Raw genomic sequence first — 15,210 nt, 5'->3', positions numbered from 1 at the left:
ATGAAACGGGTACTTTTTGTTTGCTTAGGTAATATCTGTCGTTCACCAACGGCTCACGGTGTATTTCGTTCGCTTGTGGAGCGTAGAGGTATGGCGCACCTAGTGGAGATCGATTCCGCTGGCACGGGGGCTTATCATGTCGGTAATCCGCCTGACCATCGTGCTGCAGCGGCAGCGTTGAAGCGGGGTGTTGATCTAAGTGATCTTCGGGCCCGGCAGGCGGTAGCGGCTGATTTTGCCCATTATGATTTCATTATGGCAATGGACAATGAAAACCTAAGTGAGCTCAAATCGATCTGTCCGGCGGATTATAAAGGGCATTTGGGGTTGTTCTTGGCGCTCTCTAGCTTAGCTGAGCGTGAAGTGCCTGATCCTTACTATGGAGGTCCTGCGGGCTTTGACCATGTGCTTGATCTGGTTGAGGTGGCCTCTGAGGCACTGTTAGATCGTATCGCTGCTGAGCTGCATAAATGACCATTGAGTTCCAAGAAAATATCTCTCTAAAGCCTTATAACAGCTTCGGTTTCGATGTCTCTGCTCGCTATTTTGCGGTGCTGGAAGATGCTGGGCAGCTTCCGGCTATTCGTGATTTTATCCAGCAAAACCGCATGCCTGTGTTGTTTATCGGTGGCGGCAGTAACCTGGTGCTAACGGCCGACCTAGATCAGCTGGTGGTGGTGAATCAGATTCAGGGATTGCAGATGCAGGGTAACTCTGATGGCTCTGTTAGCGTCACCGCAGGGGCGGGGGAGGAATGGCACTCTTTTGTTCGCTGGACTTTGCAGCAGGGTGCTTATGGTCTTGAGAATCTATCATTAATTCCGGGTACGGTCGGCGCCGCACCGATTCAAAATATTGGTGCCTATGGTGTTGAGATCAAAGATCGCATGAGTTTTCTCGATGCCTTTGATCTCGAGACGGGGGAGTCGGTTATTTTTACCGCAGATGAGTGTCAGTTTGGTTATCGAGATAGTCTCTTTAAAAGTCGCTTTCCAGGCCGTTACCTGATTACCGCCGTTAACTTTACCCTGAGTCGAGAGTTTGAGCCTGTACTGCATTATGGTGGCATTGATGATCAGCTTAAGCAGCGCAATATTGATTCCCCTGAGCCATTACAACTGAGTGATCTGATCTGTGATATCCGTAATGCAAAGTTGCCTCAGCCTGCGCAATTAGGGAATGCGGGTAGCTTTTTCAAAAACCCAGTGATACCTGCAATTCAGGTCGAGCAGCTGAAGCAGGATTATCCTGGCTTGGTTGTGTTTGCCGATCAGCCGGGTTATTGCAAGCTCGCCGCGGGTTGGTTGATTGATCAGCAGGGCTGGAAAGGTCATCGTCGCGGGGATGCTGGCGTGTATGATAAGCAGGCTTTGGTGTTGGTGAATTATGGTGCAGCTGATGGCGCGGATATTGTTGATCTTGCTGGCGCGATTCAAGCGGATGTATTCAAGCAGTTTGGTGTGATGCTGGAGGTTGAACCGCGCTGTTATCCTTGAGGGCTTTTATTAAGGGCTATTTAGTTTACCAAACCGCGATGCCTATCGCGGTTTTTTTTGCTTTTTTTGTGGCTAAGTTTGAGCTGGCATTGATGGAGCAGTGTATATAACGCTGATTCCTTGTCATAACGGCTACAAGAATTGATCTTATGGTATTGGAAGCTAGAGAGGCTTGTGCTGTTGTGATTCGTTTTGACAGTACTGAGGTGTGATGCTGTTGCTTTGTTGGTGTAGTTTTTGAGCTTTTGTCGCTAAAGAAAAAGCACCCGTAGGTGCTTTTAGTGTTCAGGCATTGAGAGTGTCGAGCTCGCTAATGCCTGGTTGATTTAAGCAAGCGTAGCTGATTAGCTATCGCTTTTTTCCTCAGTCTCGCTTTGAGGTGCAGCGGACGTTGCATCTTGGTTTTGTAAGCGAGGATCATTAGGTGCACGACGCTGACGGCGTTTGCGCGGTGCTGCTTCTTCCGCTGCAATGGCCGGTGGTGCTTCACGACGTGGTCGTGCGGTCATTACTTCTTCAGGAGCAACCGTCGGTGCAGTTAGATCAGGACGTTTGCGAACACGGCGACCGGCAGTACGGGCAGGTTCTTCAGCAGCCGGTTCGATCTCTATTTCGATTTCGAGGGTACTGGTTTCCACAGGTGCTTCAGTCGGTGTTGGTTCTGACTTAGCGGGTTCAGCCGTTGGCGCTGTTTCTGTCGGTGCTGCTTCAGCAGGCGTTGTGTCTGCTTCTATAGCGGGCGCAGTGTCTACAGCAACTGTGGCTTCTGCAACCGGTGCGGCTTCAACAATCGGAGCAGGGGCTTCAGCAATCGTTTGCTTAGGCGCGTCTGCGACCTGTGTTTCTACGTTTGCAGGTTCAGCTACCGCAGCGGCCTGTGTTGCTGCTTTGTCGCTCTGTGCAGTCGTCTCTAGCGTCGCTTGCTCGGTGTTAACGTCCACTGATGCGTTGTTAGTCGCATTAGTTTCCGCTGCCGCTGTGTCTACAATCGGTGCTGTCGTTTGGGCGTCAGTCGATTCTATAACGGCAGTGTCGTTAACCTGAGCTTCGCTGGTTTCAACGGCTGCTTGAACAGCGTTGTCCTCAGTTGCGTTTGTGTCAGCGTTGTTGGTTGCTGCTGAGTTATCATTGCGAGGTCCACGGCGGCGCTGGCGTCGTTTACGTGGCGCTTCATCGGTATTTTTCTCAGCTTTCTTTTCCGCTGGTTTTTCTGCCGGCGGGGTAGCTTCGCTTTCAGTTGGCAGTTGCACGGCTGCATCTGCTGCTGTGTCTGGCTGGGTTTCAGCCGGTGCTAGCAACTCGGTATTTTCCGTATTGTTACTATCGGCGGTACGCTTGCCACTACGTTCGCCGCGACGACGACGTCCGCGACGACGTTCACCACGAGGGCGACCATCTTCGTTTTTCTCGGCAGGTTTGTTTTGCTCGCTGGCTTTCTCAGGACGGCTTGGCTGAGCATTGTTCTGCTCGTCGTTCTGGTTTTTAGCGGCAGGCTTGTTGTCACGCTCATTGCGGCGGCGATTACGTGAGCGGCCACGGCCGGAATCTTCAGGGGCGTCTTCACGCTCTTTAGTTTCTTTCGGCTCATTGTCGGACAGGTTGTCGATAATCTTGTCGCTGTCGCGACGTTGATTGCGATTACGGTCACGATCGCGATCACGACGGTTATTTGAGCGTTTACGGCCGCGCTGCTTCTTATTGCGCTCTTCCTGTTCCTGCTCTTGTTTAGCTTTTTCCTGTTCCAGTCGAGCTTTCTCTTGGCTGTCGTCGGAGCTACCAAAAAGGCCACCTAACACGCTAAAGATTCGGCTAGTCAGTGAAGCGGTTGCTGGCTGCTGAACGGGTGCAGCGGGTGCTGGTGCTTGAGCTACAGGTGCAGGAGCGGGTGTTGATGGCGCAACAGTGCTTACAGCGGCGCGTTCTCTAACCGGCGCTGCTTGGGTTGCGGCTTCAACTTTTAACTCTTCTTCTGGTTCAGGCTGAAGCGTATAGCTAGCATCATTAGTGTTGATGACAGTGTGGTCGTCACGCAGTCGTACTACTTCATAATGCGGTGTTTCCATGTTCGGATTGGGTACCACAACTACGCGAACGCGGTGGCGAACTTCAACTTCATGGACTTCGCTGCGTTTTTCATTAAGCAGGAAGGTCGCTACAGAAACCGGCAGAATCGCACGAATCTGAGCGGTGCGATCTTTTGAAGATTCCTCTTCAATCAAGCGCAAAATGGACAGTGCCAGTGATTCTGTATCACGCACGGTGCCTTGGCCATTACAGCGAGGGCAGACTGCGCCCCGGCTTTCGATCAATGATGGCCGTAGACGCTGACGGGACATTTCCATCAGGCCGAAGCGTGAGATGCGGCCGAGCTGAACTCTGGCGCGATCGACTTTCAACGCATCACGCATCCGGTTTTCGACTTCGCGTTGGTTTTTGATCGGTGTCATATCGATGAAATCGATAACGATCAGGCCGCCAATATCACGTAGGCGCAGCTGCCGTGAGATTTCATCGGCGGCTTCAAGGTTAGTTTGCAGTGCTGTCTCTTCGATGTCGCTTCCGCGGGTCGCCCGGGCGGAGTTGATGTCAATGGATACCAGTGCTTCAGTTGGATCGATAACGATAGAGCCGCCTGAAGGCAGGTGAACTTCACGCTGGAAGGCTGTTTCAATCTGACTTTCAATCTGAAAGCGGTTGAATAGCGGGATCGCTTCATCGTAGAGCTTAATTTTGTTCAGGTAGCTAGGCATCACTTGCTGAACGAAGTTGATTGCTTCCTGATAAACCTCAGGCTTGTCGATTAAGACTTCGCCGATATCCTGACGTAGATAATCACGAATAGCGCGAATGACCACGTTACTTTCTTGATAGATCAGGAAGGGGGAACGGCGTTCTTCGGCAGCGCCGGTGATCGCATCCCAGAGGGTCATGAGATAATCGAGATCCCACTGAAGCTCTTCAGAGGTGCGGCCAATACCGGCCGTGCGGACGATCGCGCCGGTTTTTGGTGGAATAGTGACGCCGTCGAGCGCTTCTTTCAGTTGTTTACGGTCATCACCTTCGATGCGACGGGAGATGCCGCCGGCCCGTGGGTTGTTTGGCATCAATACCAAATAACGACCGGCTAAGCTGATAAAGGTTGTCAGTGCGGCGCCTTTATTGCCGCGTTCTTCCTTATCAACCTGAACAATAACTTCGGTTCCTTCAGCGATTACTTCGCGAATATTTGGACGGCCGCCTTTGTCGGAGCCTTTTTTAAAGTATTCACGGGAGATCTCTTTGAGAGGCAGAAAGCCGTGGCGTTCTGAGCCATATTCGACAAAAGCAGCTTCTAAGCTCGGCTCAACACGGGTAATCTTGCCCTTGTAAATGTTGGCTTTTTTCTGTTCGCGGGAACTGGACTCGATATCCAGATCATAAAGGCGTTGGCCGTCTACCAGCGCAACGCGCAACTCTTCTTGTTGAGTTGCATTTATTAGCATTCTTTTCATTGTTTGTTAGCGTTCTCTTATAACACTAACGCACTTCATCCAGCCGGAAGCCACACAGAGAGGTGCCTGTCGTTAACATTACAGGCACGCAAAACAAAGTCTTCGTAACGACTTTGGTGTTCAACTTATTGCCGGGCTACAGTGTTATGTAACTCGGTCTTATCGACGGTGAAGGAAACAGTTGCCTCGTATCGACTGTTATCTCGAGTCTGATCGGGCTGGTGCTGCCGTCTATATATTGGCAGGTTCCGGGCAACTGACATCTACACCTCCAACTGGTTTTGCTATTCAGGGCATTGCCAGGTGGATGAAATACGTAGTAATTCTCTTTAAATTGATGCTGTACGAGGGATTCACACCGATTATTTGCTTGATTTTATGTACTAAATGGCAAAATAACCGGGAATTTCAAATTAGCTAAAGCCAACTGCTCGCAGCAGCGCTAGAATATAGCAGCTTAAATAGATAGCATCAATCGAAAGGTCCGATATCCCATTAATATGTCAGAAGAAACAACAAGATCCGCCCCTGCCGTTCAATGGTTTGAAATTGATTCCGAGCTGGCCGGGCAACGGATAGATAACTTCCTTCGCACGCGTTTAAAAGGTGCGCCCAAAACGTTGATTTACCGTATTTTACGTAAAGGTGAGGTGCGCGTTAACAAAAAGAGAATCAAGCCGGATTACCGTTTGCAAGATGGTGATCTGGTGCGGGTGCCGCCGATCAGACTGAGTGCCGAAAAGCCTCAGGCGACCGTCAGCACCAATCTTAGAGCGCTGGTCGAGAGTTCTATTTTGTTCGAAGATAATGATCTGATCGTGCTGAATAAACCATCAGGGCTGGCTGTTCATGGTGGCAGTGGTATTAGCCTTGGGTTGATTGAAACGATCCGTCAAATGCGCCCGGATGCAAAATTTCTTGAGCTGGTTCATCGGCTTGACCGGGACACTTCTGGCTGCATTATGGTGGCAAAGAAGCGCAGTGCGCTGCGTTTTCTTCATGCTGCATTGCAGGCTAAGCAGATTACCAAGATTTATCATGCCTTGGTTGAGGGTAAGTGGTCGGCGCGTAAAACCAAAGTGGATGCGCCGCTGCAAAAAAATGAACTTAAGTCGGGAGAGCGCGTCGTAAAAGCGCATCCGTTAGGTAAGCCTTCGTTGACCGAGTTTAAAGTGTTACAACGCTTTGGTAATTTTGTCACCCTAGTTGAAGCGCGGCCTATTACCGGTCGAACACATCAGATTCGCGTACACTGTCAGTTTGCCGGTCATCCCATCATTGGTGATGATAAATATGGTACTGATCCGGTTAACCGAGAAATGAAAAGTTATGGTATTCGGCGTTTGTTTCTGCATGCAGCAGAGCTGCGTGTACCACTGCCATCCGGCGGCCGAAAGATTTTCCATGCCCCTCTGGGGGATGAGTTGGAAAAGAGTCTGAAACAATTGAAAAACATTGACGGGCAATAAACAGCCCGGTAAGGCGTTATTAATGAGTCAACAGATTAATACTGAAGAGTTTAATAAAGAAGCGGATGCCATGCTCAAAAGTGGCAAGGCGCCGAATGTCACAGAGTTAGCCAATATCTTTGATGTCGATGAAGCTCAGGTGGCTGCACTACTCGAGCAGTGGTGGCATGTGTTGCCTGATCGGATGCGAATGCTGGGTGATACCACGGTCAAAATTCCTGGGTTGCCGGAATCCTTAGTACATAGTTTTGAGTCCTTATGGCAGCACGCGGTACAGGAAGCGCAGTCTGCTATGTCTACGGATAAACAGTTTCAGCAGCTAGCCAGCGAGGATGCCCGTCGCCACTCTGAAACCGAGTTGTTTAAGGTGCAGAGTCAGCAAGCTGAGATGGATCAGCACTTTCGCGACCTGAAACAGCAGTTGGAGCAAGAGAAGCATCAGATTCAGGCGTTGGATGCAGAGATTGCGGTACTCAAAATCAATTTAGTGGCCGCGACAACTGGGCAAAAGTCAGAAGAGCAGCGACGTCTGAATGTCGAGCAGGAGCTGAATCTGCTGCAGAAAAAAATGGATGATGCTAAGCGTACCTTTGATCAACGCATTATCGAAGAGCAGCGCCGTGGTATTGATCAGGTGGCGAAAGCGGAAGCCGATACTCGCTACTATCGTAATGCACTGGAAAAGTTTCGTGATGAGTGTGGCCGTAAAGAGTCTGCATTGACGAAAGATATCCATAACCTGCAAGCGTTACTGGCGAAAAAAGATGTCAAACTTGACACCAGTAATACCCAAATTAAAACCCTTGATGCCGAACTTAAGCGCTATAAAAGCGAAGACAGTCAGCGCGACCGTGAGAAAAGTCAGCTGAGTGCGGCGCTGCTCTCTGAGCAGAACCGCTGCAAGCGTCTTGAGGGTAAGGTCAATGAAATTAAAGACGAACTCAAGCGTACGAATCAGAAGCACGTATTGGCGTTGAATGATGCTTCACGGCGTGAAAATATGTTGCGTGGTCAGGTGAAAGATAAAACGGAAGAAGCGATGCGCGCCAGTGCCCGACTCGCAACAATGGAGAAAAAGATCACCAGTTATGACGAAGAGATTCGTAAACTGCGTAGTCGTTTATCCTGATCGGATGTGTGCTTGTATAGCGGATCATTGATTTCCGGACAGGTTATTGGTGTTATAATTATTAGTTATTAAAAGTAAGCTTTATCGTTTCCGGAGGTATAAATGAAGTTGCAGCAGTTGCGTTATATATGGGAAGTAGCCCGACATGATTTGAATGTTTCAGCAACGGCGCAGAGTCTTTATACATCTCAACCGGGTATTAGTAAGCAGATACGTTTGTTGGAAGATGAGTTAGGTGTTGAAGTGTTTGCTCGTAGCGGCAAGCATCTGACTCGGGTGACACCGGCGGGTGAGGCCATACTTGAAGTGGCTGGCGATATTCTACGTAAAGTGGAAAGTATCAAACAGGTAGCGCAGGAGTTCAGTAATGAAAAGATGGGTAGTCTGGAAGTAGCCACCACCCATACCCAAGCGCGTTATGCCTTGCCTGAGACGATTCATGGCTTTATGCAGAGCTATCCCGATGTGTCATTGCATATGCATCAGGGAACGCCAATGCAGATTGCTGAGATGGCCGCCAATGGCACCGTCGATTTTGCCATTGCCACGGAAGCGATGTCGCATTTTAATGATCTGATTATGATGCCTTGCTATCGCTGGAACCGTTCTGTCGTAGTGCCGAAGGATCATCCGTTGGCACAGGTATCTAAGCTAACTTTGCAAGACATTGCCCAATACCCGATCGTTACCTATGTGTTTGGCTTTACTGGGCGCTCAAAGCTCGATGATGCGTTCAGTAAGGAAGGGTTAGAGCCTAAGGTGGTGTTTACGGCCGTGGACTCCGATGTGATTAAGACCTATGTGCGCTTAGGTCTTGGGGTGGGCATTATTGCCACGATGGCCTTTGACGAACGGCAGGATCATGATTTGGTGGTGCTCGATGCCAGTCATCTATTTGATTACAGCACGACTAAAATCGGCTTCCGTAAGGGTACATTTCTGCGAGGCTATATGTATGACTTCATTCAGCAGTTTGCCCCGCACCTGACCCCTGAGGTGGTGAGAAAAGTTCAAGCCTGTGGTAATCGGGCTGAGATTGAAGAGCTGTTTGCGCATCAGGTTCTACCCGATCTGTAATAGTCTAGATTGTTTAACAAGCCTCTGATGAGGCTTTTTTTATGCGGTTAAAATAATCAAGGTGGACTCTTGTGTCTGAACCCTTCACGCTCTGTTTTCGGCTTGACGATTGTTGCTCTTCAGGTGATGGTCGCCAGTTTTCAGTGGCTGAATTTTTACAGCAGCGCTTAACGGCTGCGGATATTGCACGTTTGCCAGAGCTTAGTGTGGCAGGTTATATTCGCCTTGATTGCCGTGCTGTCGAGCTTGATACGCGACTCGATGATGCTTCGCAGCTAACAATTGATCTGCCGGGTCACTTAGAAGATGAAGTTGATGATCAGTGGTTTTTATTATGGGAAAACAGTGAGTTAATGGCTGTTTTTAAACCACATTGTCTTCCTGTAAGTCGTACTACCCGTAATTTATATAACACACTGATCTCATTAGTACGGCGGCAAACAGTCTATGCCGATGCTCGGCTGCTGCATCGACTGGATAGCGAAACGGCGGGTATTATTCTGTTGGCGAAGGATGGCGCGGCGGATCGTCGCTGGAAACCGCAACTGGACCAATTATTGATTAAAAAGTTTTATCACGCCTGGGTTGATGGTGTGCCGCAGTGGCGATCGAAGCGATTAACCTGTGATTTAGCTGAGCGGCTGGGCAGTGTTATTCGTAGTCAGATGTATGTTGTTGATGATGCGGCTTTGGCCGCGGGGCAGACTTACCTCAAGCCCCGTTCAAGCAAAACATGTTTTGAGGTGTTGGCGAGGGTAGCCGGTAAAAGCTTGTTGTCCTGTCAGTTATTGAGTGGGCGAAAGCATCAGATTCGAGCGCAGTTAAGTTACCTTGGGTATCCGTTGGTGGGAGATAAAATCTATGGCCATCAGGGGCGCTTTTATTTGAAGCGCATCGAGCAGGGATTGGCTGACGCTGACTTCACTATATTGGGGTCTAAGCACCATTTATTGCAGTGTGCTGCATTGACGTTAATGATCGATGGGGAGGCGGTCGAAATTGTCGTGCCGCCTGCATTAAGGTTAGGTTTGCCCGGCATTATGCTTTAAAGGCCGCCATCAGTTTGCGGTAACTATTGCAGCGATCTTCAAAATCATGGGTGACATTCACCAACATCAGCTCTTGTGCCTGATAGTGATCAGCCAGTTGTTCGAGCGCTTCTCGGCACTCGTTAGCAGAGCCGGTGATAACGGAGCTGAGGGTTTCTTGGTAGTAAGCCTGATCCGATAACGATAACTTCTCATACAAGCTGAGAGCTTCTTCCGGGCTGCGGATATGTTCGCGAATACCGTGACGGAAGGCCATTACTTTCCACAACATATTGGGAGCGGCGAGGTAAGCGGCTTCCTCTTGGCTATCGGCACAGAGGCAGGCTGCCGAGAGAATTGTTTGAGGTTGCTCAAAGCCCTGACCATTGGGGCGGAACTTGGCTTTATAGCGAGCAAAAATCTCTGTAGATCGCTCATGGGTGCCGATAAATAGGGCTAATACGAAGCCAAGCCCTAGTTCTGCTGCCAGATCAACGCTGCCGCTGCTCGAGCCGAGGGTCCATAATTGCGGTGCCGCGCCCTGTTGCGGGCTTGCATGGACGCCTGCAAAGGGGTGGTCGGTGGATAGTGTGTCATGCAAAAAGCCGCTCAGATCGCTGAGCAGTTGCGGGTATAGCGCCGGGGTGTTGGGCGTATGGGGGAAAGCCAGTGCTTGGCTGGTTAAATCGGTACCGCCTGGTGCCCGGCCAACCCCTAAATCGATTCTGCTTGGATTGAGTGCTTCCAGTGTGCGAAAGACTTCAGCCACTTTCAGTGGGCTGTAGTGGGAAAGCATCACACCGCCGCTGCCAACACGAATTTCCTGAGTGTTTTGGGCGATATGGGCGATCAATATTTCTGGACAGGCACTTGAGTAGCTAGGGGTGTCGTGATGTTCGGCAATCCAAAAACGATGATAGCCTAATGTTTCACACAGCTGTGCCAGTCGGGTGGAATACTGCAGCCCTGCGGATTGCGATTGATGATTATGGGCAGGGGACTGATCGATCACGCTGAGTTTAAAAGACATTGTCCGCTCCCGGATGGTTGGCAGCTGTGCGGCTGTTAATCGGCGCTGCCGGTTGATTAATGGGTGAGTGGTGGATGCGGATAAAAGACATTAGGCCACCTCAATATTGAGTTTTTTCAGTCGATAGGCCAGCGTTGGCCGGGTCATATCTAGCATGCGGGCGGCTTCGGCAACGTTATTGTCTGCCTTTGCGAGGGCATGTTGTAGTAAGGTTTTTTCGATCGAGGCCATCGATCCTGATTGCTCAAGTGCTTGTTCCATCCAAGAACTGCTCTGTTGCCCCGCGGTGGCTGTTGGCTTTTGCATTAGCTGAGAGGGCGCGTCGATTAACCCGCCTTCGGCGGAGATCACTTGGCTGTCGAGGCCGATGGACATGCTCGGAAAAAGATACTGTGCATCAATGGTTTCGCCATTTTCAGCGAGGATCAGCCCGCGCTCAATAACATTTTCCAGTTCTCGCACATTACCCGGCCATTGATAGTTAATCAGTGCCTTGGAGGCTAGATCCGAGAGCCCGAGGGTTTTTTTGTTGTAAAACGCCTCATATTTTTTCAGGAAGTGATCGGTCAGCATCGGGATATCCTCGCGCCGCTGACGCAGCGGGGGAATATCGATGGGATAGACATTTAGGCGGTAATAGAGGTCGGCTCGAAATCGGCCCTCTTCAACGGCCTGCAATAGTGATTCGTTGGTGGCGGCGATGACTCGGACATCGACCTTGCGGGTTTGATTATCGCCCACTCGCTCTATTTCACCTTCCTGCAGGGCGCGTAACAGCGTCGCCTGAGCACGGGGGCTGAGTTCAATTACCTCATCTAGGAAGATGGTGCCCTTATTGGCGCGTTCGAAGCGACCTTCCCGTGATTGAGTTGCGCCTGTGTAAGCGCCTTTAACCACGCCAAAGAGTTCCGCTTCAATTAGGTCTGGTGGAATAGCTGCGCAGTTGATAGCAATAAATGGTTGCTCTGCCCGGGGGGAGTTATCATGAATCCCCTTGGCAACGAGTTCTTTGCCTACGCCGGTTTCGCCCAGTAATAACACGGATACTTTACCGGCTGACGCCTTGTTGGCGAGTTTGCAGACGGTTTGAAAGCCTTCCGATACCCCGATAAAGTTACCAAGGCTAGGACTGTTATCAATTTTGTGCCGTAGAACCGAGATCTGATCCTGCAGTTCATAGAGCTCGTCTATGATCGGTGCGGACTTAAAGTAGTTGCGATAGGTTGAGTAATCTTCCCACTCTGTTGCCGGGCGACCTTCGAGGAGGCATTGGTGATCTCCGCAGCCACGACACTGCTTCTCTTTAAAAATGATTTCCTGACCTAAGAGCGTGGAGGCAAAGCTACTAGCATGACCCGCGAGTGCCCAACAGACAGGGCCATCGGTCAGGCCAAGCTCGGAGATAAACATCTCCGCTTCATAGGAATCATGCATCTGCAGAAGGGCGTAGAAATGCTCGTTTTTGGTACTTACTTCCAACTTCAGCTCTTCAACCCGCATCGAACCTTTGAGTGAGTCTAGAATAAAACCTGTGCGGATCAGTTCGATGGGGGAGGTCTCCCGCCAGTCGTTTTACCAATTCAGCATCTTGTTGGCCTAGGCTGTAGCCTAGACGCATAAAGAAACCTTTGGCGCGTTCAAGGCCGACAGTGAGAATCTGCTCCTTTCTGAAATTGGTTAGCGAGGTGAGTTGCATAAGCAGCATCCTCTGTTCACCAAACCAGACGGTACCGTCGCTTTTTTGAAATCTGACCTGTTGCGAGAGTTGTTGCATGTTCGGGCCATTGGTCCGAGTAAGATCCGCCGCAATGTTCATATTCTGCACTCTGAGTCATTATCATTAATGAGATGAAATCATCATATATGATTGCTTATTTAAAAGCTTAGTCGCGGTTTGTAATATATAATCCCAAATATGGGATTATGGTGGTGATATGAATTATCAAGATCTATATATATTTATCAAAGTGATCGAGCGAGGTAGTTTTCTCTCGGCCTCGCAAGCCCTAGGCGTACCGACCTCGACCGTGAGTCGCAAGGTGCAGCAGTTAGAAAGGGATCTCGGTTATAAGTTGATGCACCGGAGTGCTCGTAAGTTGGTTCTCACCGAGGCGGGTGTAAAGTTTTATAATCGCTGTCAGCCGTTATTTACCGAACTGGAATTTACCGCAAAAGAGCTAGACGATGAGTTGGCCGAACCGTCGGGATTGCTGCGGGTGACCGCGCCGGTTAGCTTAACCAATGATCTGATGATGGATTGGTTTTTCCTCTTTATGGAGCAGTTTCCGCGCATTAATCTCGAACTGATCGTCGCTAACCGCAATATTGATCTCGTCGAAGAGGGTATTGATGTAGCGTTTCGTATCGGCGAAGTGCGTCTGCAAAACTGGATCTCAAGACCTCTCCTAGAATCGCGCTTCAGTGTCTGTGCCAGTGATGACTATCTCGCTCGGCGTGGATCACCCAAGCATCCGGAAGATCTTTACCAGCACACTCTCATTGTGGCGCGCCGCACACAGGTGTGGAACTTTACAGGGACGAGTGGTGAGCAGGTAACCATAGAGGGGGAGGCGCGATTGAAAGTCGACGAGTTAAGTCTCGCGGCTCGGGCGGCGGAAAATGGCTTGGGAATCGTTAATTTGCCCGATTATGTGGTGCAAAACTCTTTGGCTGCAGGGCGGTTAAAAAGGCTGATGCCCAGTTGGCAGCCCCACTCGCGGGAAGTGAATATGCTTTACCCAGAGCGTAAATATATTCCGGGTAAAGTGAGGTTGTTTATTGAGTTTATCTTAGCGCGGGTTGCTGAAATGCCAGTTAACCGATCTCGCTGACATCAATCAGTTCGGCGGGTTCGTAAGCATTGGGCCAGTATTTTTTAACCACTTCACCTGCGCTATCAAAGGTGTGGCAGGTGTTGAGGTTAAATGGCTTATGATTTTCATCTTGACGGGCTTGTTCGAGCCGTTCCTGATGAGTGGCTTGGTAAGCCGTGGTGGCGATTGGGCCGAGCAATTCAAGCAGATGGGTACAGCCGTTGATGCCGCTAAAGAGTTCTTTGCACTTTTTGGTAAAGCCCGGTGCAATCTGAAGCCCTGTTAACAGAGAATAACGATCGGCGATTGAGGGACACAGGCGAAATGGGGTGTTATCCATGCTGGCAATGGCCGCGTGGATGTTTAGTTCCAAATCAACGGTTAGGCGAATAGCTAACAGGTGAATCGGCTCTCCTGCTTCGACGATACCGTTGTTGCGCTCTTTAATTTCGATGGGCACGGTTTTGATATCGCTGAGGTGGCCTTCGATATCCCAGAGTCCGTCAGCGCGTTTAAAACCTTGGCACGTGACAGTGCGGGTGTGTTGCAAGTTGCGTTCAGTCGGGGAAGGTAATGGCATAGAATCGTTACTTTATAATAAATTATGGTATAGCCAACAGTGGCTTATTAGCGTTTCATTTATCCCACAAACTGTTCCGCAGTGCAACAATGAATGCTGGGCCGAGGAATGGTTTACAAACCGCCGAAACGTTTATAAAAACGTGGGCCGGGTTCTGGTAATCGACCATCCGCGGTTTCTTGGGTGTCAGATAAGAAGTTCTCGGCCCCTTGGAAAATAAGTCGGTAGATGTTGCGACACAGCACGCGTGCGGAAGTACCAGACCAGTCAGCGGGTAATAGTTTTTCCGGTAGTTGCGGGTCTTTCAAAAGAATTCGGCGGTAGTGGTGAATCAGTAAGATGCGCAGTTGAAAGCATTGCTCTGGATCGAGTATTGGCTGGCTTTCGACCGCTCTTAAAATTGGCCGGAAGCGTTCGAGAAATTCCTGATAGTCATCGGCGAGTTGGTTGAGGTTCCAGCACTCATTAACCAGTTCTTTCAGTGGGGCAGAGGTTTGTCCTCCCACTAGTTCCGATTTCATATGAATTACATCATTTTGGACGCAAAGCTCCTGCAGGGTGCCATTAACTTCGGTCATGTCGGCCATTGGATGTGCCATTACACTGGGGGCAATGTTACCAAAACCGAGCCATTCGAGCTCTTTTTTGACAACTTTACGCAGCTCGATATCTAACTGGGTGGTGACCACCATATCCCATTTACCATCCCATTCAGGATAGAGCTCAGCATAGATACGGCGAAAGGCGCTTTCAAAACGTCGTCGGCCGGTATCCGTTAGGCTATAGAAGCTTTTGCGGCCCACCTGGGATGAACTTAGCCAGCCATCTTTGGTCAGCCGAAAGATAGATGTTCTTACCAGTCGCTGATTCAGGCCGAGGGGTTCGAGGAGTTTAATAAGACTGCCGAGCCACACCGTACCGCCCCTCGGTGATATGGCGTCCCCATAGATGGTAATAATGAGTGAGCCGCCACGAATGGGCCGCTGGTTCTTAAAATCATCAACCAACTCTTCTATACAGCGAAGTCTATTCATCGAGCTCTCATAGCATCAGGTGAGGGTGTTATCCGATATTAGTCGGCTAACTTTCAGGATTTA

General features: G+C 49.9%; 13 protein-coding genes. 7 read left to right on the top strand and 6 right to left on the bottom strand.

Going from position 1 to position 15,210, the window contains the following annotated elements; genetic code table 11:
- Positions 1-474 carry a low molecular weight protein-tyrosine-phosphatase gene (locus tag AC0L4K_RS10070; protein WP_473269157.1) on the top strand — a complete coding sequence of 158 codons (474 nt, stop codon included), beginning with the start codon at positions 1-3 and terminating at the stop codon, positions 472-474.
- Positions 471-1,496, top strand: a complete 1,026-nt coding sequence (murB, locus tag AC0L4K_RS10065; protein ID WP_473269156.1) for a UDP-N-acetylmuramate dehydrogenase — start codon at positions 471-473, stop codon at positions 1,494-1,496. Before AC0L4K_RS10070 ends, murB begins: the two co-directional genes overlap by 4 nt.
- 344 nt (positions 1,497-1,840) lie before the next feature.
- On the opposite strand, the gene rne is transcribed toward murB, so the two are convergent.
- Positions 1,841-4,987 carry a ribonuclease E gene (rne, locus tag AC0L4K_RS10060; protein WP_473269155.1) on the bottom strand — a complete coding sequence of 1,049 codons (3,147 nt, stop codon included), beginning with the start codon at positions 4,985-4,987 and terminating at the stop codon, positions 1,841-1,843.
- A 500-nt stretch (positions 4,988-5,487) separates the two neighbouring features.
- Between rne and rluC the strand changes: the two genes are divergently transcribed.
- From rluC to AC0L4K_RS10040, 4 genes are all read left to right on the top strand, one after another.
- Positions 5,488-6,456: a 23S rRNA pseudouridine(955/2504/2580) synthase RluC gene (gene rluC, locus AC0L4K_RS10055; protein WP_473269153.1), complete on the top strand. Its 969-nt coding sequence runs from the start codon at positions 5,488-5,490 to the stop codon at positions 6,454-6,456.
- Positions 6,457-6,478: 22 nt separating this feature from the next.
- Entirely contained in the window at positions 6,479-7,585 is a 1,107-nt protein-coding gene (locus tag AC0L4K_RS10050; protein ID WP_417222828.1) for a hypothetical protein, read from the top strand.
- A 102-nt stretch (positions 7,586-7,687) separates the two neighbouring features.
- Positions 7,688-8,662, top strand: coding sequence for an HTH-type transcriptional regulator CysB (gene cysB, locus AC0L4K_RS10045; RefSeq protein ID WP_417222830.1), 975 nt, complete (start codon positions 7,688-7,690; stop codon positions 8,660-8,662).
- A 71-nt stretch (positions 8,663-8,733) separates the two neighbouring features.
- Positions 8,734-9,711 carry an RluA family pseudouridine synthase gene (locus AC0L4K_RS10040; protein WP_473269152.1) on the top strand — a complete coding sequence of 326 codons (978 nt, stop codon included), beginning with the start codon at positions 8,734-8,736 and terminating at the stop codon, positions 9,709-9,711.
- Here the strand turns inward: AC0L4K_RS10040 and AC0L4K_RS10035 are convergent.
- The 3 genes from AC0L4K_RS10035 to AC0L4K_RS10025 all read right to left on the bottom strand — a co-directional run bounded on the left by AC0L4K_RS10035 (position 9,701) and on the right by AC0L4K_RS10025 (position 12,536).
- On the bottom strand, positions 9,701-10,720 hold the full coding sequence (locus AC0L4K_RS10035; protein ID WP_417222836.1) for an LLM class flavin-dependent oxidoreductase: 1,020 nt from the start codon (positions 10,718-10,720) through the stop codon (positions 9,701-9,703). The two genes, AC0L4K_RS10040 and AC0L4K_RS10035, sit on opposite strands and share 11 nt — an antisense overlap.
- Positions 10,721-10,810: 90 nt before the next feature.
- Positions 10,811-12,199 carry a sigma 54-interacting transcriptional regulator gene (locus AC0L4K_RS10030; protein WP_473269151.1) on the bottom strand — a complete coding sequence of 463 codons (1,389 nt, stop codon included), beginning with the start codon at positions 12,197-12,199 and terminating at the stop codon, positions 10,811-10,813.
- Positions 12,200-12,209: 10 nt separating this feature from the next.
- A complete protein-coding gene (locus AC0L4K_RS10025; RefSeq protein ID WP_473269150.1) occupies positions 12,210-12,536 on the bottom strand; it encodes a XylR N-terminal domain-containing protein in 327 nt (108 codons plus the stop codon).
- 118 nt (positions 12,537-12,654) lie between these two features.
- Here AC0L4K_RS10025 and AC0L4K_RS10020 point away from each other — a divergent pair, with 118 nt between their 5' ends.
- Positions 12,655-13,551 carry a LysR family transcriptional regulator gene (locus tag AC0L4K_RS10020; protein ID WP_417222842.1) on the top strand — a complete coding sequence of 299 codons (897 nt, stop codon included), beginning with the start codon at positions 12,655-12,657 and terminating at the stop codon, positions 13,549-13,551.
- Here the strand turns inward: AC0L4K_RS10020 and AC0L4K_RS10015 are convergent.
- Positions 13,535-14,113, bottom strand: a complete 579-nt coding sequence (locus tag AC0L4K_RS10015; RefSeq protein ID WP_473269149.1) for a DUF2889 domain-containing protein — start codon at positions 14,111-14,113, stop codon at positions 13,535-13,537. The two genes, AC0L4K_RS10020 and AC0L4K_RS10015, sit on opposite strands and share 17 nt — an antisense overlap.
- A gap of 113 nt (positions 14,114-14,226) precedes the next feature.
- Entirely contained in the window at positions 14,227-15,147 is a 921-nt protein-coding gene (gene paaX, locus AC0L4K_RS10010) for a phenylacetic acid degradation operon negative regulatory protein PaaX (RefSeq protein WP_417222848.1), read from the bottom strand.
- Positions 15,148-15,210: the final 63 nt, after the last annotated feature.

Source organism: Amphritea sp. GJ51-11, from assembly GCF_055808735.1.
Note: the sequence above shows the minus strand (reverse complement) of the source record. Positions and strands in the feature narration are given on the sequence as shown.

What these genes read in the sequence shown, in the direction of transcription:
- AC0L4K_RS10015 (WP_473269149.1), bottom strand. Translation starts at nt 14,113, where the DNA reads ATGCCATTACCTTCCCCGACTGAACGCAACTTGCAACACACCCGCACT.
- AC0L4K_RS10020 (WP_417222842.1), top strand. Translation starts at nt 12,655, where the DNA reads ATGAATTATCAAGATCTATATATATTTATCAAAGTGATCGAGCGAGGT.
- rluC (WP_473269153.1), top strand. Translation starts at nt 5,488, where the DNA reads ATGTCAGAAGAAACAACAAGATCCGCCCCTGCCGTTCAATGGTTTGAA.
- paaX (WP_417222848.1), bottom strand. Translation starts at nt 15,147, where the DNA reads ATGAATAGACTTCGCTGTATAGAAGAGTTGGTTGATGATTTTAAGAAC.
- cysB (WP_417222830.1), top strand. Translation starts at nt 7,688, where the DNA reads ATGAAGTTGCAGCAGTTGCGTTATATATGGGAAGTAGCCCGACATGAT.
- AC0L4K_RS10050 (WP_417222828.1), top strand. Translation starts at nt 6,479, where the DNA reads ATGAGTCAACAGATTAATACTGAAGAGTTTAATAAAGAAGCGGATGCC.
- AC0L4K_RS10070 (WP_473269157.1), top strand. Translation starts at nt 1, where the DNA reads ATGAAACGGGTACTTTTTGTTTGCTTAGGTAATATCTGTCGTTCACCA.
- rne (WP_473269155.1), bottom strand. Translation starts at nt 4,987, where the DNA reads ATGAAAAGAATGCTAATAAATGCAACTCAACAAGAAGAGTTGCGCGTT.
- AC0L4K_RS10025 (WP_473269150.1), bottom strand. Translation starts at nt 12,536, where the DNA reads ATGAACATTGCGGCGGATCTTACTCGGACCAATGGCCCGAACATGCAA.
- AC0L4K_RS10035 (WP_417222836.1), bottom strand. Translation starts at nt 10,720, where the DNA reads ATGTCTTTTAAACTCAGCGTGATCGATCAGTCCCCTGCCCATAATCAT.
- murB (WP_473269156.1), top strand. Translation starts at nt 471, where the DNA reads ATGACCATTGAGTTCCAAGAAAATATCTCTCTAAAGCCTTATAACAGC.